Origin of the sequence: Lonsdalea quercina subsp. quercina, assembly GCF_000688655.1 — a bacterium.
GTDB classification, from domain to species: Bacteria; Pseudomonadota; Gammaproteobacteria; order Enterobacterales; family Enterobacteriaceae; genus Lonsdalea; species Lonsdalea quercina.
This window is the reverse complement of sequence record NZ_JIBO01000015.1, coordinates 68,875-88,102: the sequence shown is the minus strand read 5'-3', so window position 1 is coordinate 88,102 and position 19,228 is coordinate 68,875. Positions and strand designations below refer to the sequence as shown.

The 19,228-nt window shown below is 57.6% G+C and carries 18 protein-coding genes and 1 pseudogene; 9 read left to right on the top strand and 10 right to left on the bottom strand.

Annotated features, from left to right (window positions below):
* Nucleotides 1-145 precede the first annotated feature (145 nt).
* The 4 genes from gyrB to dnaA all read right to left on the bottom strand — a co-directional run bounded on the left by gyrB (nucleotide 146) and on the right by dnaA (nucleotide 6,302).
* Entirely contained in the window at nucleotides 146-2,560 is a 2,415-nt protein-coding gene (gene gyrB, locus RZ35_RS13665; protein WP_026743818.1) for a DNA topoisomerase (ATP-hydrolyzing) subunit B, read from the bottom strand.
* An 18-nt stretch (nucleotides 2,561-2,578) separates the two neighbouring features.
* Nucleotides 2,579-3,664 (bottom strand): DNA replication/repair protein RecF, encoded by a 1,086-nt coding sequence (gene recF, locus RZ35_RS13660; protein WP_026743817.1) that lies wholly within the window; start codon nucleotides 3,662-3,664, stop codon nucleotides 2,579-2,581.
* 132 nt (nucleotides 3,665-3,796) lie between these two features.
* Entirely contained in the window at nucleotides 3,797-4,897 is a 1,101-nt protein-coding gene (dnaN, locus tag RZ35_RS13655; RefSeq protein ID WP_026743816.1) for a DNA polymerase III subunit beta, read from the bottom strand.
* Nucleotides 4,898-4,901: 4 nt separating this feature from the next.
* Nucleotides 4,902-6,302 carry a chromosomal replication initiator protein DnaA gene (gene dnaA, locus RZ35_RS13650; protein WP_051616362.1) on the bottom strand — a complete coding sequence of 467 codons (1,401 nt, stop codon included), beginning with the start codon at nucleotides 6,300-6,302 and terminating at the stop codon, nucleotides 4,902-4,904.
* A gap of 665 nt (nucleotides 6,303-6,967) precedes the next feature.
* Between dnaA and rpmH the strand changes: the two genes are divergently transcribed.
* The 5 genes from rpmH to mnmE all read left to right on the top strand — a co-directional run bounded on the left by rpmH (nucleotide 6,968) and on the right by mnmE (nucleotide 10,791).
* Nucleotides 6,968-7,108: a 50S ribosomal protein L34 gene (rpmH, locus tag RZ35_RS13645; protein WP_015842368.1), complete on the top strand. Its 141-nt coding sequence runs from the start codon at nucleotides 6,968-6,970 to the stop codon at nucleotides 7,106-7,108.
* 18 nt (nucleotides 7,109-7,126) lie between these two features.
* Nucleotides 7,127-7,486, top strand: coding sequence for a ribonuclease P protein component (gene rnpA, locus RZ35_RS13640; protein WP_071999804.1), 360 nt, complete (start codon nucleotides 7,127-7,129; stop codon nucleotides 7,484-7,486).
* Entirely contained in the window at nucleotides 7,450-7,707 is a 258-nt protein-coding gene (gene yidD / locus RZ35_RS17465) for a membrane protein insertion efficiency factor YidD (RefSeq protein ID WP_071999803.1), read from the top strand. Before rnpA ends, yidD begins: the two co-directional genes overlap by 37 nt.
* 2 nt (nucleotides 7,708-7,709) lie before the next feature.
* A complete protein-coding gene (gene yidC / locus RZ35_RS13635; protein ID WP_026743815.1) occupies nucleotides 7,710-9,344 on the top strand; it encodes a membrane protein insertase YidC in 1,635 nt (544 codons plus the stop codon).
* An 82-nt stretch (nucleotides 9,345-9,426) separates the two neighbouring features.
* Nucleotides 9,427-10,791: a tRNA uridine-5-carboxymethylaminomethyl(34) synthesis GTPase MnmE gene (gene mnmE, locus RZ35_RS13630; protein ID WP_026743814.1), complete on the top strand. Its 1,365-nt coding sequence runs from the start codon at nucleotides 9,427-9,429 to the stop codon at nucleotides 10,789-10,791.
* A gap of 97 nt (nucleotides 10,792-10,888) precedes the next feature.
* Here mnmE and RZ35_RS13625 read toward each other — a convergent pair whose 3' ends face one another.
* Both RZ35_RS13625 and RZ35_RS18360 read right to left on the bottom strand, forming a co-directional pair.
* The gene (locus RZ35_RS13625; protein ID WP_026743813.1) at nucleotides 10,889-11,167 is read right to left on the bottom strand and encodes a HipA N-terminal domain-containing protein; all 279 of its coding nucleotides are present in this window, start codon (nucleotides 11,165-11,167) and stop codon (nucleotides 10,889-10,891) included.
* Nucleotides 11,167-11,434: pseudogene (locus tag RZ35_RS18360) on the bottom strand (helix-turn-helix domain-containing protein). Before RZ35_RS18360 ends, RZ35_RS13625 begins: the two are co-directional and overlap by 1 nt.
* A gap of 162 nt (nucleotides 11,435-11,596) precedes the next feature.
* On the opposite strand from RZ35_RS18360, the gene kdpF reads away from it, so the two are divergent.
* The 4 genes from kdpF (at nucleotide 11,597) to kdpC (ending at nucleotide 16,043) form a co-directional block, all read left to right on the top strand.
* Nucleotides 11,597-11,686 (top strand): K(+)-transporting ATPase subunit F, encoded by a 90-nt coding sequence (gene kdpF / locus RZ35_RS17455; RefSeq protein WP_071999802.1) that lies wholly within the window; start codon nucleotides 11,597-11,599, stop codon nucleotides 11,684-11,686.
* Nucleotides 11,686-13,359, top strand: coding sequence for a potassium-transporting ATPase subunit KdpA (gene kdpA / locus RZ35_RS13620; RefSeq protein ID WP_026743812.1), 1,674 nt, complete (start codon nucleotides 11,686-11,688; stop codon nucleotides 13,357-13,359). Before kdpF ends, kdpA begins: the two co-directional genes overlap by 1 nt.
* Nucleotides 13,360-13,389: 30 nt before the next feature.
* Nucleotides 13,390-15,438: a potassium-transporting ATPase subunit KdpB gene (gene kdpB / locus RZ35_RS13615; RefSeq protein ID WP_026743811.1), complete on the top strand. Its 2,049-nt coding sequence runs from the start codon at nucleotides 13,390-13,392 to the stop codon at nucleotides 15,436-15,438.
* 11 nt (nucleotides 15,439-15,449) lie between these two features.
* Nucleotides 15,450-16,043 (top strand): potassium-transporting ATPase subunit KdpC, encoded by a 594-nt coding sequence (gene kdpC / locus RZ35_RS13610; protein WP_026743810.1) that lies wholly within the window; start codon nucleotides 15,450-15,452, stop codon nucleotides 16,041-16,043.
* Between the two features lie 129 nt (nucleotides 16,044-16,172).
* Here kdpC and RZ35_RS13605 read toward each other — a convergent pair whose 3' ends face one another.
* From RZ35_RS13605 to RZ35_RS13590, 4 genes are read right to left on the bottom strand one after another with little or no spacing between them, the layout of a single operon-like run.
* The gene (locus tag RZ35_RS13605) at nucleotides 16,173-16,910 is read right to left on the bottom strand and encodes an amino acid ABC transporter ATP-binding protein (protein WP_026743809.1); all 738 of its coding nucleotides are present in this window, start codon (nucleotides 16,908-16,910) and stop codon (nucleotides 16,173-16,175) included.
* A 10-nt stretch (nucleotides 16,911-16,920) separates the two neighbouring features.
* Nucleotides 16,921-17,676: an amino acid ABC transporter permease gene (locus RZ35_RS13600; RefSeq protein ID WP_026743808.1), complete on the bottom strand. Its 756-nt coding sequence runs from the start codon at nucleotides 17,674-17,676 to the stop codon at nucleotides 16,921-16,923.
* A gap of 4 nt (nucleotides 17,677-17,680) precedes the next feature.
* Nucleotides 17,681-18,376, bottom strand: a complete 696-nt coding sequence (locus tag RZ35_RS13595) for an amino acid ABC transporter permease (RefSeq protein WP_026743807.1) — start codon at nucleotides 18,374-18,376, stop codon at nucleotides 17,681-17,683.
* A gap of 36 nt (nucleotides 18,377-18,412) precedes the next feature.
* Entirely contained in the window at nucleotides 18,413-19,165 is a 753-nt protein-coding gene (locus RZ35_RS13590; RefSeq protein ID WP_026743806.1) for an SDR family oxidoreductase, read from the bottom strand.
* Nucleotides 19,166-19,228 lie beyond the last annotated feature (63 nt).

Genomic DNA, 19,228 nt, shown 5'->3' with positions numbered 1-19,228 from the left:
CCTCTGGCGTGTAGGGAGATGCGGGCCATCAATTTGTCGGGGCGATCTTCCGTCTTCCCAAAATGCGCATTTGAGAGGGGTAATAAAAAAGCTCCGCACAGGGCGAAGCTTTTTTCGTATACAGATTGATTGCCTTTGAGCGCTATCAGATATCGATGTTTGCCGCCTTGAGGGCGTTTTCTTCGATAAAGGCGCGACGGGGTTCAACGGCATCCCCCATCAGCGTAGTGAACAACTCGTCGGCCGTAATCGCATCCTTCACGGTGACGCGCAACATACGACGACCTTCCGGATCCATCGTGGTTTCCCACAGCTGTTCCGGGTTCATCTCGCCCAGACCTTTATAGCGCTGAACCGCCAGACCACGANGAGNCTCTTTCACCAGCCACTCCAGCGCCTGCTCGAAGCTGACGATAGGCAACTTGCGCTCGCCGCGTTCCACGAAAGCGTCTTCCTCAATCAGGCCGCGCAGCTTTTCGCCCAGTTGATTGATTTTGCGGTATTCGTTACCCGTCACAAACGCGGTATCCAGCGGATAGTCGGTATCGACACCGTGGGTACGCACACGCAGTCGCGGCTCGTGACGCCCTTCTTCAGTATCGTGGATCACGAAGCTGTAGGTGCTGCCGTGTTTTTCCTGCTCGGTCAGCCGCGTCACCAGCGTTTCCATCCAGTGCTGCACCTGCTCGCGGTCAGACAGCGTGGCTTCGGTCAGGGACGGCTGGTAGATCAACGCGTTCAGCAGCGGGCGCGGGTAACGACGCTCCATACGACCCATCATTTTCTGCACGGCGTAATGCTCGGCGACCAGTCGTTCCAGCGGCTCNCCCGCCATTGCCGGCGCATGAGCGTTGGTATGCAGAGTCGCGCCATCCAATGCCAACGCGATCTGATACTGATCCATCGCTTCGTCATCCTTGATGTACTGCTCCTGCTTCCCTTTCTTCACCTTGTACAGCGGCGGCTGAGCGATGTAGACATGCCCGCGTTCGATGATTTCCGGCATCTGACGATAGAAGAACGTCAACAGCAGCGTACGGATGTGCGAACCATCGACGTCGGCATCGGTCATGATGATGATGCTGTGGTAGCGCAGCTTGTCCGGATTGTATTCGTCACGACCGATGCCGCAACCTAACGCCGTAATCAACGTGGCGACTTCCTGCGACGACAGCATTTTGTCGAAACGCGCCTTCTCCACGTTCAGGATTTTACCCTTCAGCGGGAGAATCGCCTGGTTCCTGCGGTTACGCCCCTGCTTCGCAGAGCCGCCCGCGGAGTCCCCTTCCACCAGGNACAGTTCAGACAGCGCCGGATCGCGTTCCTGACAATCCGCCAGTTTGCCCGGCAGACCGGCCAGGTCGAGCGCGCCTTTGCGTCGCGTCATATCGCGGGCACGACGAGCAGCCTCGCGCGCTCGCGCGGCGTCGATGATTTTGCCGACCACGATTTTGGCGTCTGATGGATTCTCCATCAGGTAATCCACCAGTTTTTCGTTCATCAGCGACTCAACGGCCGTCTTCACTTCCGACGAAACCAGCTTGTCTTTGGTCTGAGAAGAGAACTTCGGATCGGGCACTTTCACCGAGACCACAGCAATCAGGCCTTCGCGGGCGTCATCGCCGGTCGCGCTGATTTTCGCTTTCTTGCTGTAGCCTTCTTTATCCATGTAGGTGTTTAGGGTACGCGTCATGGCGGCGCGGAAACCGGCCAGATGCGTACCGCCGTCACGCTGCGGAATGTTGTTGGTAAAACAGTAGATATTTTCCTGGAAACCGTCGTTCCACTGCAAAGCGACTTCCACCCCGATATCGTCTTTCACCGTGGAGAAATAGAACACGTTCGGGTGAATCGGCGTTTTATTGCGGTTCAGGTAATCGACAAACGCTTTGATGCCGCCATCGTAATGGAAGTGGNCGGATTTATCTTTTTCACGTTCGTCACGCAGACGGATGGAAACACCGGAATTAAGGAACGACAGCTCACGCAGACGCTTNGCCAGAATGTCGTATTCGAATTCCAGCACGTTGGTGAAGGTTTCGGTGCTCGGCCAGAAACGGACGGTAGTCCCGGATTTTTCAGCTTCACCCACCACGCTCAGGGGCGCGAACGGCACGCCGTGGTTGTAGGTCTGTTGATGAATTTTGCCTTCGCGGCGAATGGTCAGCTCAAGTTTTTCCGACAGGGCGTTGACCACGGAAACCCCTACACCGTGCAAACCGCCGGAAACTTTGTAGGAGTTATCATCAAATTTACCGCCGGCATGCAGCACCGTCATGATGACTTCAGCGGCTGACACGCCTTCTTCTTCGTGAAGACCGGTTGGGATCCCACGGCCATCATCCTGTACCGACACGGAATTGTCGCTATGGATGGTGACGATAATGNCTTTACAGTAGCCTGCGAGCGCTTCGTCGATAGCGTTGTCCACCACCTCGAATACCATATGATGCAGACCGGTTCCGTCATCCGTATCGCCGATATACATACCCGGGCGCTTACGAACTGCATCCAGCCCTTTTAATACCTTGATACTTGAGGAGTCATAAGAATTCGACATCAACGTTTCTCGCTCATTTTAGTCCTGTGATTGAACGGTTATTTTACCCTGTTCTACGCGGAACATCTTGCCATTTTCACCGACCATATCGCCTATCTGTTCAGCGCTGATTGCGCTGACGAAGACCTGTGCCTGTGTGGCTTTCAGCCGTTCCGCCAACAGGCGTCGTCGGGCGCTGTCCAGCTCCGAGGCGAAGTCGTCGATGAGGTAGACGCACTTGAGTCCGCTGTTGCGGGTCAGAAATTCACCCTGCGCCAATCTTAGAGCGCACATCAACAGCTTTAACTGACCGCGCGACAACATATCCTCTACCGCGACGCCGCCGGCGCGAATGCGGAAGTCCGCCTTGTGCGGTCCGAAGGCGGTATAGCCCAGCATTCGATCACGCTCGAAATGGCGCTCCAGCAGCTCTGCGTAATCACTCTCCCGATCCCAGCCGCGCTGGAAGGAAAAGCTCAGGGAAAACTCCGGTAAAAACTGGCCGCAGGTGGCTCCGATATCGTCCACAATGGCGTCGCTATATGCGGCTCTCCATTGGCTTATCTGCTCCGCCAGCGGTACTAACTCCTGATCCCATGCCCGCATCTGCCCATAGTGACTGGTTTGGCGCAGCGCTGCATTGCGCTGACGCAACAGACGTTTCAGATTGTTCCAGGCGTGGAAAAAACCAGGCTCCTGATGAAAGCAGCCCCAGTCCAGAAAGGCCCGGCGAAATTTCGGGCCGCCGTTGAGAAGGGTAAATCCTTCCGGGGTAATCAGCTGAATCGGCAGCAATTGCGCCAGTTCAGCGACGCGATGACCATCGCTGCCATCAATACGAACCTTACTGTCGCCTTGACGGTTCTTGCTCAGACCGACGGAGCGCTCTCGCTCGTGGCCGTCGATTCTGCCGTGCAACACGAATTCTGGCTGTTCATGACNAATCACCCGCCCCGCCTGAATACTGCGGAAGGCGCGGCCGTGGCCCAACGTGTAAATCGCTTCAAGCACGCTGGTTTTGCCGCTGCCGTTAGCGCCAACCAGAAAATTGAAACCGGGGAGCAACGCCAAATCGGCAGATTCAATATTGCGAAAATCTCGGATGAGAAGACGGGTCAGTGCCATTTTACAACCATTCAGCGTCGCTGCCTTTCAGCCTGATGCCAGGGACATACGATCGCATTTTGCGAACCGCATGCCGCCCGACACGCTGGCGTACCTAAAACGGCGCCTGGCCGTTTTCCACCCATCGCGCAACTACAGACGCATCGGCATGACCACATACGCTGCGGCCGGACTGGCGCTATCTTCAATCTGTACGCTGGAAACGGAGTCGGTCAGCAGCATACGCACGTCTTCGCATTTCAGTGCGTTCAGCACATCCAGTACGTAGCTGACGTTGAAGCCAATCTCCATTTCCGTACCGCCGTATTCGACGTCCAGAATTTCTTCAGCTTCTTCCTGCTCCGGGTTGTTCGCGGTAATTTTCAGCTGATCTTTGTTCAGATACAGACGAACGCCGCGAAACTTCTCGTTGGACAGAATCGCCGCGCGAGAAAACGCCTGTTTGAGCAGATCGCAGCTGGCTTCGAGCGTTTTGTCGGGGTTTTTCGGCAATACGCGACGATAGTCCGGGAAACGGCCGTCAACCAGCTTAGACGTAAAGATGAAATCGCCGACGTGCGCACGAATGTTGTTGCTGCCGATTTGCAGTTGCAACGGCGTATCGCCGCCGTCCAGCAAGCGCACCAGCTCCATCACGCCTTTACGCGGGACGATCACCGAATGGGACGGCAATTGCTGACCGACCGGCATCGAGCAAACCGCCAGACGGTGGCCGTCGGTCGACACGGTGCGCAGCTCTTCCCCTTCGGTCTCGAACAGCATACCGTTGAGGTAGTAACGCACATCCTGATGCGCCATGGAGAACTGGGTTGCTTCGATCAGGCGCTTCAACGTGGCCTGCGGCAGAGAAAACTCCACCTCGCTCTGCCAGTCATCCAGATTGGGAAAGTCTTCCGCCGGCAGCGTGGACAGCGAAAAGCGGCTGCGCCCGGAGCGCACCAACATACGATCGCCGTCCAGCATAATGGTGATTTCGGCGCCGTCCGGCAAACCGCGACAGATGTCGAACAGCTTGCGGGCCGGCACCGTGGTCGCGCCTGCTTCGTGGGGCTGAGTCAGCGCCACGTGCGCCACCATTTCCATTTCCAGATCGGTGCCGGTCAGCGACAGCCGACCTTCACTGACCTGCAATAACAGATTCCCCAGGATCGGCAACGTCGGCCGGCCTCCCAAGGGACTGCTAACCTGCTGTAGGGGTTTTAACAGATGCTCGCGTTCAATAATAAATTTCATGATATTAGGAAGATAATGTTCTGATTAAATTGGAAAAATCTTCTTTAATGTCGTGACTTTCCTCGCGCAGCTGCTCAATCTTGCGACAGGCATGCAGCACGGTGGTGTGGTCTCGACCGCCAAAAGCATCACCGATTTCCGGCAGGCTGTGATTCGTCAATTCTTTTGCCAACGCCATCGCCATCTGACGTGGACGAGCCACCGAGCGCGAGCGACGTTTGGACAAAAGATCGGCGACTTTGATTTTATAATATTCCGCTACGGTCTTCTGAATGTTGTCGATAGTGACCAGTTTTTCCTGCAACGCCAGCAGGTCGCGCAGCGCTTCACGCACGAAATCGATCGTGATGGAACGTCCGGTAAAGTTAGCGTTGGCGATGACGCGGTTCAGCGCCCCTTCCAGCTCACGTACGTTGGAACGCAGGCGCTTGGCAATAAAGAAGGCGACTTCTCCAGGCAGACGGATATCGTTCTCATCCGCCTTTTTCATCAAGATCGCCACGCGGGTTTCCAGCTCAGGCGGTTCGATGGCGACCGTCAGCCCCCAGCCGAAACGGGACTTCAGGCGATCTTCCACNCCGTTGATCTCTTTTGGATAGCGGTCTGAAGTCAAAATAATCTGCTGATTTCCTTCCAGCAACGCATTAAACGTGTGGAAAAACTCTTCCTGAGAACGTTCTTTGTTGGCAAAAAACTGAATATCATCGATCAGCAGCGCATCGACCGAACGGTAGTACCGTTTGAACTCTTCTATCGCGTTGTTCTGCAAGGCTTTCACCATATCCTGCACGAAACGCTCCGAATGCATGTAGACCACTTTAGCATTGGCTTTGCGAGCCATGATGCCGTTCCCTACTGCATGTAATAAGTGCGTTTTACCTAAACCGGTGCCGCCATACAAAAACAGCGGGTTATAGGCCCCGCCCGGATTATCCGCCACTTGCCGCGCAGCGGCCCGCGCCAGCTGGTTGGATTTACCTTCGACGAAATTATCAAACGTGTGCTTCGGGTTAACGTTGGAGCGATAGGTGTGCTCGGCATGTAGGGACGGCGCATCCCAGCTCGGACGAACCGGAGAAGAAACCGGACGAGCCTGCGGCGCAGCTGCGGGGATCACGGTAGCAGCAGCGTTGCCCGCCGGAGCAACCGTTGCCATCGCCGGTTTGCTACCCACTTCGAACCGCAGCAGAGGAGCATCCAGACCACAGAAATCGTTCAGCAGTCCATTGATATTATTGAGATATTTGTCACGCACCCAATCCAGCACGAAGCGATTAGGGGCGTAAAGCGCCAGAGTGTTGTCACTCAGTTCCGCCTGCAATGGGCGTATCCACATACTGAATTCTGTGGCAGGTAATTCATCCTGCAAACGGGCAAGACACTGCTGCCAAAGCGAAAGTGACACGGCGGACTCCACTCGAACAAGATAAAACAAAGAAAAGAAACAGAATCGTTAGTTATGTAACTCATGATTTTTGGCACCCGCTCCCCGGATCAGAAGAGCCAGCGTGCGCCGCGCATTGATGCGGCATACCGTGACGATCCCGACGGAGGATCGCTAGCGGGACGGCGGATCATAACCTAAACGCCCACAGAGATCTTCCCCTTCTGCACAGTTTTGATCCTTTTTATCCACAGGCTATCCTTATTCCCTCTACCTGCCCGGACACTGAGGTACGGAGGTCATGATTGAGGTTACCCACACCCGGCGGGCTGCCCCCAAGCGTCTATAAGGATAGATGTATTTTTCACCATTGGCGGTGAGGGAGATCATGATCTTCTCACCAGGATCGAGGCTCGATCCTTGCGCTTTACCATGGAGTACGTATAATTCCCGCCCTGCGCGTGGCGCCTGCACGCTGTGCTGGGTTAGGCAGAGGTGTTTCCTTAAGCGGGAAACATTGGGTAGGTGAAACGCGGATGTTAATTGACTCGGGACTGTACAATTATTACAATCCCGCCTCTTTTTATATATATGTATATGCGATTGAGGCGTCGGTCATTTTCTTCACGCCGAGTAGCCAAACGCGTTAACTATGAAGTTTTAATCAAGTTTAGGTAGAAATCGCCATGAAACGCACTTTCCAACCGTCCGTACTGAAGCGTAACCGTAGCCACGGTTTCCGTGCTCGTATGGCCACCAAAAATGGTCGTCAGGTTCTGGCCCGCCGTCGTGCGAAAGGCCGTGCTCGTCTGTCCGTTTCTAAGTAATAAAAGCTAACCCAACGAGTGGTTAAGCTCGCTTTTCCCAGGGAGTTACGTTTGTTAACTCCCAGCCATTTCTCTTTCGTCTTCCAGCAACCTCAACGGGCTGGCACGCCGCAAATTACCATTCTCGGCCGCCTGAATACGCTGGGGCATCCCCGCATCGGTCTTACCGTCGCCAAAAAGCATGTTAAACGGGCTCATGAACGCAACCGCATCAAACGTCTGACGCGCGAAAGTTTCCGCCTGCATCAGCACCAGTTGCCTGCCATGGACTTTATCATCATCGCGAAAAAAGGCGTGGCCGACCTGGATAACCGAGCGCTGACGGAAGCGTTGGAAAAATTATGGCGTCGGCACTGTCGATTGGCTCCCGCCTGCTGATCGGGTTGATACGCGGATATCAGCGCTTTATCAGTCCACTGCTGGGACCGCACTGTCGTTTCCACCCGACGTGTTCCCAATATGGCATTGAGGCAATACGCAGATTCGGCATGATAAAAGGCTGTTGGTTGGCGCTGAAACGCGTATTAAAATGCCACCCTTTGAACCCTGGTGGTGATGACCCCGTACCGCCAAAAACCGACAATAACAGAGAACATTAACGATGGATTCGCAACGCAATCTTCTTCTCATCGCTCTGCTATTCGTAACGTTCATGATCTGGCAGGCCTGGGAAACGGACAAAAATCCGCCGGCCACAACACAGACCACGCAACAGTCTACGAACAATGCAGTCGGCGATGCCGCCAACCAGGGCGTCCCCGCCAGTGGTCAGGGTAAACTGATCACGGTGAAGACCGACGTACTGTCCCTGACGATCAACACCCGCGGCGGCGACATCGAGCAGGCCAAGCTGCTGTCTTACCCGGCAACGCTGGGCTCCAACGAGCCTTTCCAGCTGCTGGAAACGACACCGTCCTTCGTCTATCAGGCGCAGAGCGGTCTGACCGGGAAAAATGGTCCGGACAATCCGGCGAACGGCGCGCGTCCTCTGTATCAAGCGACTCAGGATCATTTCGAACTGACCGACGGTCAGAGTGAACTTCGCATCCCGCTGACCTATACCGACGCCAACGGCGCGACCTTCACCAAGACATTCGTGCTTAAACGCAGCGACTATGCGCTGGGCGTTGAATACGGCGTCAACAACGCCAGCGCTCAACCGCTGGAGCTGGCGCTGTTCGGCCAGTTGAAGCAGTCCATCGATCTGCCTTCGCACCGCGACACCGGAAGCAGCAACTTTGCGCTTCATACCTACCGCGGCGCCGCCTTCTCTTCCAGCGACGAGAAATACAAAAAATACAGCTTCAGTGATATGAAAGAGTCGCTGAACATCGTGACGCAGGGCGGCTGGGTCGCCATGCTGCAACAGTATTTCGCCACCGCGTGGGTTCCGCAGGCCAACAGCAACAACACGTTCTACAGCGCCAATCTGGGCAACGGTCAGGCGGCCATCGGCTTCAAAGCCGCCCCGGTCGTCGTTCAGCCTGGCAGCCAGCAACAGCTGCAAGCTACGCTGTGGGTCGGACCGGAAATTCAGGACAAAATGGCCGCGGTCGCGCCCCATCTGGACTTGACCGTTGACTACGGCTGGCTGTGGTTCATCTCTCAGCCGCTGTTCAAACTGCTGAAATTCCTGCACGGCTTTATCGGTAACTGGGGCTTCTCCATTATCGCCATCACCTTCATCGTGCGCGGCATCATGTACCCGCTGACCAAAGCGCAGTACACCTCAATGGCCAAAATGCGCATGCTGCAGCCGAAGCTGCAGGCGATGCGCGAGCGCATCGGTGACGACAAACAGCGTATGAGTCAGGAAATGATGGCGCTGTACAAGGCTGAGAAGGTCAACCCGTTGGGCGGCTGCTTCCCGCTGCTGATTCAGATGCCGATCTTCCTGGCGTTGTACTACATGCTGATGGGCTCCGTGGAGCTGCGTCATGCGCCGTTCGCGCTGTGGATCCATGACCTGTCTGCTCAGGACCCGTACTACGTGCTGCCGATCCTGATGGGTCTGACCATGTTCTTCATCCAGAAGATGTCGCCGACGACGGTCACCGATCCGATGCAGCAGAAGATCATGACCTACATGCCGGTCATCTTCACCGTGTTCTTCCTGTGGTTCCCATCAGGTCTGGTGCTGTACTATATCGTCAGCAACCTGGTGACCATCGCTCAGCAGCAGCTGATCTACCGCGGGCTGGAGAAACGGGGCTTACACAGCCGTGAGAAGAAATAACGCTGGCTGATTGCCAACCTCATTTCTAACGTAAGGCGGTCACTGACCGCCTTATTTTTTTATGTAATTTAGAGAGATGATCATGAGCCATACCGNCACCATCGTCGCCCAAGCCACGCCTCCGGGACGCGGCGGCGTAGGTATTCTGCGTATTTCCGGTTCCGCCGCGNCGGCCGTGGCGCAAGCCGTGCTGGGAAAACTGCCGCGTCCGCGTTATGCAGACTACCTGCCTTTCATGGACGCCGACGGCAGCGTGCTCGATCAGGGCATTGCCCTGTGGTTTCCCAATCCGAACTCGTTCACCGGCGAAGACGTGCTGGAATTACAGGGACACGGCGGCCCGGTGATTCTGGACCTGCTGCTGAAGCGCATCCTGACGCTGCCGGGCGTACGCATCGCCCGTCCGGGCGAGTTCTCAGAGCGCGCTTTCCTCAACGATAAGCTGGATTTGGCGCAGGCGGAAGCCATCGCCGACCTGATCGACGCCAGCTCAGAACAGGCCGCACGCTCCGCCGTGAACTCCCTGCAGGGCGTTTTCTCCAGTCGAATTCATCAGTTGGTCGACGCGTTGACGCACCTTCGCATCTATGTTGAAGCGGCGATTGATTTCCCGGATGAGGAAATTGATTTCCTTTCCGACGGCAAAATTGAGGCTCAGCTCAACGCGGTCATCGCCGATTTGAATGGCGTCCGGGCCGAAGCCCGACAGGGCAGTCTGCTGCGCGAGGGCATGAAAGTGGTCATCGCCGGCCGCCCTAACGCCGGTAAGTCCAGCCTGCTGAACGCGCTGGCAGGCCGAGAGGCGGCTATCGTCACCGATATCGCAGGCACCACGCGCGACGTGCTGCGCGAACACATTCATATTGACGGCATGCCGCTGCACATCATCGATACCGCCGGTCTGCGCGATGCCAACGACGAAGTGGAACGTATCGGTATCGAGCGCGCCTGGCAGGAAATCGAGCAGGCCGATCGGGTGCTGTTTATGGTGGACGGCACCACCACCGAGGCCAGCGAACCTGCCGCCCTCTGGCCGGAGTTTATGGCGCGCCTACCGAAAACGTTGCCGATCACCGTGGTGCGCAACAAAGCGGACATCACCGGAGAAACGCTCGGTATCGAGGATATGAGCACCCACTCGCTCATCAGGCTGTCGGCGCGTACCGGGGAGGGCGTAGATCTGCTGCGCAATCATCTGAAAGAGAGCATGGGCTTTACCAGCAGCACTGAAAGCGGCTTTCTGGCCCGCCGCCGCCATCTACAAGCGTTGGAAAGCGCGGCCGAACATCTCGAACAAGGCCGTGAACAGCTGGTCAGCGCTTACGCGGGCGAGCTGTTAGCGGAAGAACTGAGGCTATCGCAACAGGCGCTCAGCGAGATCACCGGGGAATTCACCTCCGACGACTTATTGGGCCGCATATTCTCCAGCTTCTGCATCGGCAAGTAACGCTAAGTCCGTAAGCGTCCACTTACTTCCACTCATCCCGCACAGCGCCTTGTTATGCGGGATTTTTTATCGCTTCAACCACTGTTCAAGACCGTCATTACCACGCCAGTAGGTCAAACGGCTGGATAGAATCTGCGTGATGCCTAGAGACAATTCGTCTTCTGATATCCGGGTTATCCGGCAGCAAATTGTCAAAGAAGTTATAAACTTCGTCCCCTTTATAGGCCTGATGACGTAATGGCATAGAAAGTGAAATGGGGCGGCTGTCCGATAATCCCAGCCAGTTTTCGTCATAAGAAAAATGATGCGCCCCACTACCTGTTTTGGTGAAAACACCCACCCGGTAGCCATTCATATAAACATCGTGAGAAGCCATCACCACTCTTCCTTCCAGGATGATGTTGCAATAGAAACCCCGTCAGCAGCATCCGCATTTCTTGGGGAAACGGTGAGTTCTGAATTTAATGCTGACAGTATCTTGAAGAAGGTGTCCAGCTTGGTGGAGTCCGGACGGTGTTCAAGGCTGGATATCGTATCCTGACGAATGCCCACTGTTAGTCGCCACTTTCGCTTGTGAAAGCTTCTGCGTAATACGGACATCTTTCATATAACAACTGAGCTGTTTACTGTTGGTGACCTTCATTATTTCACCTTACCGGTTTTAGCGCGTGAATATCCTTCCAGCGAAACGCCGGTTTTCCGCCATTTATACAAAATTTTTATACCGCCCTTCCGCAATTTGACGACATTTTTATGTCCCTTTCTCTACCCTCCTCCGTGTTCCCTTCACACCTGGAGAATCACCGTGAGCGCAGGAATCATCGCCGGCATCGTGCTGGTCTTTTTGTTACTGGGCTACCTGTTTTACGCCCTGTTTCATGCGGAGGCGCTGTGATGGCCGCCGACGCTGTTTTACTCCTCGCCGTCTACCTGACGGCGCTGCTGCTATTGGCCCAACCGCTGGGACGCCTGCTGACGGGACTCATTCATGACAGAACGCTGCCGGGCACGGCGGGAACTGAGCGTGCTATCTGGCGACTGTGCGGCATCTCGGACGGCGACATGAACTGGCGTCAATATCTGGCGGCGGTGCTGGCGTTCAACCTGCTGGGCATCGTCATGTTGTTCGCCATCCTAATGCTTCAGGGATCGCTACCGCTTAATCCGCAAGGACTGTCGGGGCTGTCGTGGCATCTGGCGCTGAATACGGCCATCAGTTTCGTCAGCAACACCAACTGGCAGGCCTACGCCGGGGAAAGCACCCTCAGCCACTTCAGCACGATGATGGGGCTGACCGTGCAGAACTTCCTCTCGGCGGCGACCGGTTTCGCGGTGCTGTTCGCGCTGATTCGCGGGTTCGCCCGTCACGCCACCGACAAGCTGGGCAACGCGTGGCGCGACCTGACGCGAACGACGCTGTTCGTACTGCTGCCGCTGTCTCTGCTGACGGCGCTGTTGATGGTCAGTCAGGGCGTGCCGCAAAACCTCAGCCCTTATCTGACCTTCACTACGCTGGAAGGCGTGCAGCAAACACTGCCGATGGGGCCGGTAGCCTCGCAGGAAGCCATCAAAATGCTCGGCGTCAACGGCGGGGGGCTGTTTAACGCCAACTCGGCGCATCCGTTCGAGAATCCGACGGCGTTGACGAACTTCGTGCAAATGCTGGCGATGTTGCTGATCCCCGCCGCGCTGTGTCTGGCGTTTGGCCGGGCGATCCGCGATACCCGACAAGGGCACACCGTGCTGTGGGCGATGCTGNCGATGTTCGTGGTCGCCGCCGCCGTGGTCATGTGGGCCGAAGTCGATGGCAATCCGCATCTGGCCGCCTACGGTGCGGACAGCGCGCTGAATTGGGAAGGCAAAGAGAGCCGCTTCGGCATCCTGCAATCCGCGTTGTTCGCGGTCATTACAACGGCGGCCTCAAGCGGCGCGGTGAACGCGATGCACGACTCCTTCNCCGCGTTGGGCGGATTGGTGCCGCTGTGGCTGATGCAGATCGGCGAAGTGGTGTTCGGCGGCGNAGGTTCCGGCCTGTACGGCATGCTGATGAACGTGCTGCTGGCGGTGTTTGTCGCCGGACTGATGATTGGCCGCACGCCGGAGTATCTTGGGAAAAAAATCGGCGTACCGGAAATGAAAANGACGGCGATCGCCATCCTGATCGCCCCGACGCTGGTCCTGCTTGGCACCGCGTGGGCGATGATGACCGACGCAGGCCAAGCCGGCATATTCAACCCCGNCCCCCACGGTTTTACCGAGGTGCTGTATGCGCTCACGTCCGTCGCTAACAATAACGGCAGCGCGTTCGCCGGGCTGTCCGCGAACNCGCCCTTCTACAACCTGTTGCTGGGGGCCGCCATGCTGATTGGCCGCTTCGCCCCCATTATCCCTGTCCTGGCGATCGCCGGCTCACTGGCAAGTCGACCTACGCAGCCCGCCAGCGTCGGGACGCTGCCGACCCACGGCGCGCTGTTTGTCGGGCTGATTATCGGCACCGTGCTGCTGGTCGGGGCGCTGACCTTCATTCCATCGCTGGCCCTGGGGCCAATTATCGAACATTTGCAGTGATGGCGTTATTCATTGCCGGAGACACATTTTATGGGACTTAACACGCTTTCCCAGCCTCGCAACCCGCTGTGGCGCGCCGCGCTGGTCGAGTCATTCAGGAAGCTGGACCCCCGGATGCAATATCGCAATCCGGTGATGTTTGTCGTATTCCTGGGCAGTATTCTGGCGACGCTGCTGGCCGTCGGCACGGGCATGGGTTGGCTGACGGGGGAACTGACGTTCACCGCGGCGATCGGCCTATGGCTGTGGTTTACCGTGCTGTTCGCCAACTACGCCGAAGCGCTGGCCGAGGGGCGCAGCAAGGCGCAGGCCGAGAGTCTGAAAGGCATCAAACGCACCCGCTGGGCGAAAAAACTGGCGGAGCCGAAACACGACGCGCCGAACCAGCAGGTCATGGCCGAAAGCCTGCGAAAAGGCGATGGGGTGCTGGTGGAAGCCGGCGACATCATCCCCTGCGACGGCGAAGTGTTGGCGGGCGGTGCTTCCGTGGATGAAAGCGCCATCACCGGCGAATCCGCGCCCGTTATTCGCGAGGCCGGGGGCGATTTCGCTTCCGTCACGGGCGGAACGCGCATCCTCTCCGACTGGCTGGTGATCCAGTGCAGCGTCAACCCCGGCGAAACTTTTCTGGACCGGATGATCGCGATGGTGGAAGGGGCCAAGCGTCGCAAAACGCCCAATGAGATCGCGCTTTCCATCCTGCTGATCGCGCTGACCATCGTCTTTTTGCTGGCGACCGCGACGCTCTACCCCTTCTCAGCCTGGAGCGGTACGCCGGTCAGCGTCATCGTGCTGGTGGCCCTGCTGGTCTGCCTGATCCCCACCACCATCGGCGCGCTGCTGTCGGCAATTGGGATTGCGGGAATGAGCCGGATGCTGGCCGCGAATGTAATCGCCACCAGCGGGCGCGCAGTAGAAGCGGCGGGAGATGTCGATGTGCTGCTGCTGGACAAAACCGGCACCATCACGCTGGGCAACCGACAGGCCAGCCAGTTTCTGCCCGCGCCCGGCATCACGGAAGAGGCGCTGGCGAACGCCGCTCAGCTCGCGTCGCTGGCGGATGAAACCCCGGAAGGCCGCAGCATCGTGGTGCTGGCCAAGCAGAAGTTCAACCTGCGCGAACGCGACCTGCAAAGCCTGAACGCCACGTTCATCCCCTTTTCCGCGCAGACCCGCATGAGCGGCGTGAATATCGGTTCGAAGAGATTGCGTAAAGGCGCGGCCGACGCCATTCGCCGTCACATCGAGAGACAGGGTGGGCAGTTCCCCGCGGCGGTCAACGCGCAGGTGGAGTCGGTCGCCCGCTCCGGCGGAACGCCGCTGATCGTGGCGGAGGATAACGCCGTGATGGGGGTGGTGGCGCTGAAAGACATCGTCAAAGGCGGCATCAGGGAACGCTTTGCGGAACTGCGCCGGATGGGGATCAAAACCGTGATGGTCACCGGCGACAACCCGCTGACCGCGGCCGCCATCGCCGCCGAGGCCGGGGTCGATGACTTTTTATCAGAGGCGACGCCGGAAGCCAAACTGGCCCTGATCCGCCAATATCAGGCCGAGGGCCGCATGGTCGCCATGACCGGCGACGGCACCAACGATGCGCCCGCGCTGGCGCAGGCAGACGTGGCGGTGGCGATGAACTCGGGCACGCAGGCGGCCAAGGAAGCGGGCAATATGGTGGATTTGGACTCCAATCCCACCAAGCTGCTGGAGGNCGTGCGTATCGGTAAACAAATGTTGATGACCCGAGGCTCGCTGACCNCCTTCAGTATCGCCAACGATGTGGCCAAGTATTTCGCCATCATCCCTGCGGCGTTCGCAGCGACCTATCCGGCGCTCGACAAGCTGAATGTGATGCAACTGCATTCGCCGAACTCGGCCATCCTTTCTGCCGTGATCTTTAATGCGCTGATTATCGTGCTGCTGATCCCGCTTGCGCTCAAAGGCGTTCGCTACCGGCCGATGTCCGCGGCGTCGCTGCTGAGCCGTAACCTGTGGATTTACGGCGCGGGCGGACTCGCGACGCCGTTTATCGGCATCAAACTGATCGACATGCTGTTGACCGTTCTGGGTCTGGGCTGAGGAGCCAAAGTATGAACCTGATACGTCCCACGCTTACCCTGTTTTGCCTGCTGGCCGTCATCACCGGCGCAGCCTATCCGCTGTTGACGACGTCGTTATCCCTGTGGGCCTTTCCGGACACCGCCGGCGGGTCGCTGATCGTACGTGACGGGCAGCTTCGAGGCTCAGCGCTGATCGGCCAGCACTTCACTCGGGCGGATTATTTCCACGGTCGCCCGTCGGCAACCGTCGGCACGCCGTACAACCCGCTGGCCTCTTCCGGCAGCAATCTGGCGGTGAGCAATCCGGCGCAGGACGAAGCCATCAAACAGCGCGTGGCGGACCTGCGCGCCGCCAATCCGCAGGCGGGCGGCCCGGTTCCCGTCGAGCTGGTCACCGCCTCCGGCAGCGGTCTGGACCCGCAGATCTCGCCGCAGGCCGCGCTATGGCAGGCCCCCAGGGTGGCGTCGGCCCGCCATCTATCGGCAAGCGACGTACGGCGGCTGGTGGATGAGCATACGCAGCCGCCGCGCCCCGACTTTCTGGGCGAACCGGTGGTCAATGTGCTGGCGTTGAATATGGCGCTGGACGATATGCAGAAAGATTCGACTCAAAAACGGGAGTGAAATAGGACGAAACTCACGCGGCGACGTGAATCGAGCAACTCCGGGGAAGCGAAGAATCGAAAGAAGAAACAGGATCGCGCCGTCGTATTAACCCGCGACGGCGCGATGTCGTTCCACGATGGATGAACCTTAGTGTTGGCGCAGATCGCTCAAAAAGCGCTGCGCGCGGGGATGTTGCGGCGTTCGGAAGAAGTTTTCGGGCGCGGCCTTCTCCAGAATCTGCCCCTGATCCATGAACCAGACGGTGTCCGCCACTTCGCGGGCGAAATTCATCTCATGGGTCACGCACATCATCGTCATGCCTTCCTGCGCCAGCCCGCGCATCACGTTCAGCACCTCCCCCACCATCTCCGGGTCCAGCGCCGAGGTCGGTTCATCGAACAGCATGACCGGCGGCTTCATCGCCAACGCGCGCGCTATCGCCACGCGCTGCTGCTGCCCCCCGGAAAGCTGGGCCGGATAGGCATTCGCCTTGTGCGACAGCCCGACGCGCTCCAGCAGTTCGCCCGCATGTTTGCGCGCTTCCGAACGTTTGACGCCCAGCACCTTCACCGGCGACATCATGATGTTATCCATCACCGAGACATGCGGGAACAGATTGAAATTCTGGAACACAAAGCCAATGCGGGTGCGCAGCTGGTTGAGACGGGTGCTGGTGCCGTGTATATCAATGCCGTCGAACAGGATTTGTCCTTTTTCAATCGGCTCCAGTCGGTTGACCGTCCGGATCAGCGTTGATTTGCCAGACCCCGACGGCCCGCAGACCACCACGACCTCGCCGCTTTTGATCTCGGCATTCAATTCAGTCAACGCCTGATAATCGCCATACCATTTGCTGACCCGGTTAAACATAATCATCGGTCTCATCATGCATTCCTTATAGCGACGGTGTTTCGGTCAATAATTCGGTTTTCTGGGCTGGCGGGCCGGCGGGGGTTTCATTACGTCGCTTGCGCGCCACGCGCGCTTCCAGCCGGTTAGCCAGCCAGGTCAGGCTAAAACAAATGACGTAGTAACTCAGCGCCACAATCGCGAACACCTGAAACGGCTTGGTCAGCAGCTGGTTGTTGACCTGATTGGCGGCAAAGGTCAGCTCCGGCACATTGATCACATAGCCCAGCGTGCTGTCCTTGATGATGGACACCAGTTGGCTCACCAGACTGGGCAAGGTGTTGTAGAGCGCCTGCGGCAGGATCACCATGCGGAACGTTTTGACGTAACTCATGCCCAACGCGCGGGACGCTTCGTACTGCCCGGACGGCAGCGCCTGAATGCCGCCGCGAATGATCTCGGCGATGTAGGCGCTTTCATAAATCACCAGCGTGCACAGCATCGTCGCGAAGCCGCTGATGTTATGGCCGATCAGCAAAGGGACGCAGAAATAGGTCCAGAACACCACCATCAGCAGCGGAATGCCGCGCAGCGCGTAGACCCAGCAGGCCGCCGGCCAGCGTATCCAGCGAAAAGGAGAAATGCGCGCCATGCCCAACAGCATGCCGACCGGGAAAGCGAACAACATCGCCAGCACGGAGATCAATAACGTACACAGCACGCCGCCGAGGGGACCATTCGGATACTGGCCCATCAGAAACAGCATCCCGTTGTCGTGCAAAATCGTGAAGATATCAGCCACGGGATTACCTCGCATAGACGCGCTGGAAATGGCGAGCCAGCAGAGCGCCAGCCCCCATCAGCAGCAAAGAGAAGACCAAATAGCCGATAGAGGCCACCAGATAGGATTCGAAGGTGCGGAACGTCTGGTTTTCGATATCTCGGGTGACGTAGGTCAGCTCCGCGACGCCGATGACCATCGCCAGACTGGTGTTCTTAAACAACAGCACGGTGTGATTGATTAACGACGGCAGTGAATTGCGCAACCCCTGCGGCAGGATCACCAGTCGCATCGCACGACCGTAGCTCATGCCCAGCGCGCGCGCCGCCTCGTTCTGCCCGTCGGGGATCGCCCGCAGTCCGCTGCGGATGTCTTCGGAGAAATAGGCGGCCTGACATAGGCCAAGTGCGAACATGGAGAAGAGGAACTCCGCATTGAAGTCGTTGATCCACATCTGCACCGACTCCGGCAACAGCGTGGGAATAGCGAAGTACCACATCATCAGCTGAATTAGCGTCGGCACATTACGGTGGTAAGACACGTAGGCCGACACCAGGAAGACCGCCGTGCGCTTATGCGTCAGGCGGATCACGACCAATAATAGCGCCAGCATCATGGCCAGCAGCCAGGACCCCAGCGCTAGCTTCAGGGTAACGATGGCCCCCTCGCCGAGCATCGATCCAAATTGACCGGTGAAAACAGCGGAAAAATCGAGCGTCATCGTTTAATCTCCCTCAGCGCCTGATAGTACTTATATTTACTCGACGGAATCGCCCGGACGCATGGTCGACAAGCCGCCCATCACCTGCGTGGTCGGCGTAATTTCAATATGGCCGAAGTTCACGTTGACCGGTGCGGAGAGGACGAAAGCCACGGTATCCGCGATATCTTTCGGCGTCGGTAAATCGAAACCATCAATGTAGCGACGGCGAGCGTCTTCAATATCGCCCATCGCGATACCGATGATGTCGGTAGCCACACGGCCGGGACAAAGCTCGGTTACCCGCACCATTTTGCCGTAACAATCCAACCGCAGTTGGCGAGAGAGGGCATGGACGCCCGCTTTGGTCGCGTGATAAATGGAGTTGCCGTTGAAGTTGTAAACTGCGGCAATAGAACTGACGTTAATGACGTGTCCGCAGTTTCGCTCCTTCATACCTGGCACCACCAGGCGGCTGAGGTGCAGCACCGCTCGCAGGTTGACGTCCACCAGCGTGTCGATCACCTCTTCGTCGGCATCCAGAATGGAACCAGACCGGGAAACGCCGGCGTTGTTCACCAGCACATCGATTTGGATTTCACTGCACAGGCGCGTCAGGGCGTCCGTGTCGCTGACATCGATAGCATGAGGAATACAGCCGGTACGCGCGGCCAGCGCCGCCAGTTGCTCTTCACGACGCGCCACGGCATGCACCGTCAGTCCTTCCTGACACAGACGTTCGACAATCGCTTCGCCCATCCCGGCGGATGCGCCGGTCACCAGCGCGGTTTTGTAATCTGAAAACGGCATTTCAACTCTCCTGATCATCGGCGGGCCTTCCTGTATGGGAGACCGGCCCTTTTTTCGACTCTA

Bases quoted from the DNA above. Each gene is read 5' to 3' on its own strand.
- RZ35_RS13605 (WP_026743809.1), bottom strand. From the start codon at position 16,910: ATGAGACCGATGATTATGTTTAACCGGGTCAGCAAATGGTATGGCGAT.
- yidC (WP_026743815.1), top strand. From the start codon at position 7,710: ATGGATTCGCAACGCAATCTTCTTCTCATCGCTCTGCTATTCGTAACG.
- dnaN (WP_026743816.1), bottom strand. From the start codon at position 4,897: ATGAAATTTATTATTGAACGCGAGCATCTGTTAAAACCCCTACAGCAG.
- RZ35_RS13595 (WP_026743807.1), bottom strand. From the start codon at position 18,376: ATGACGCTCGATTTTTCCGCTGTTTTCACCGGTCAATTTGGATCGATG.
- RZ35_RS13625 (WP_026743813.1), bottom strand. From the start codon at position 11,167: ATGGCTTCTCACGATGTTTATATGAATGGCTACCGGGTGGGTGTTTTC.
- rpmH (WP_015842368.1), top strand. From the start codon at position 6,968: ATGAAACGCACTTTCCAACCGTCCGTACTGAAGCGTAACCGTAGCCAC.
- kdpC (WP_026743810.1), top strand. From the start codon at position 15,450: ATGAACCTGATACGTCCCACGCTTACCCTGTTTTGCCTGCTGGCCGTC.
- RZ35_RS13590 (WP_026743806.1), bottom strand. From the start codon at position 19,165: ATGCCGTTTTCAGATTACAAAACCGCGCTGGTGACCGGCGCATCCGCC.
- yidD (WP_071999803.1), top strand. From the start codon at position 7,450: ATGGCGTCGGCACTGTCGATTGGCTCCCGCCTGCTGATCGGGTTGATA.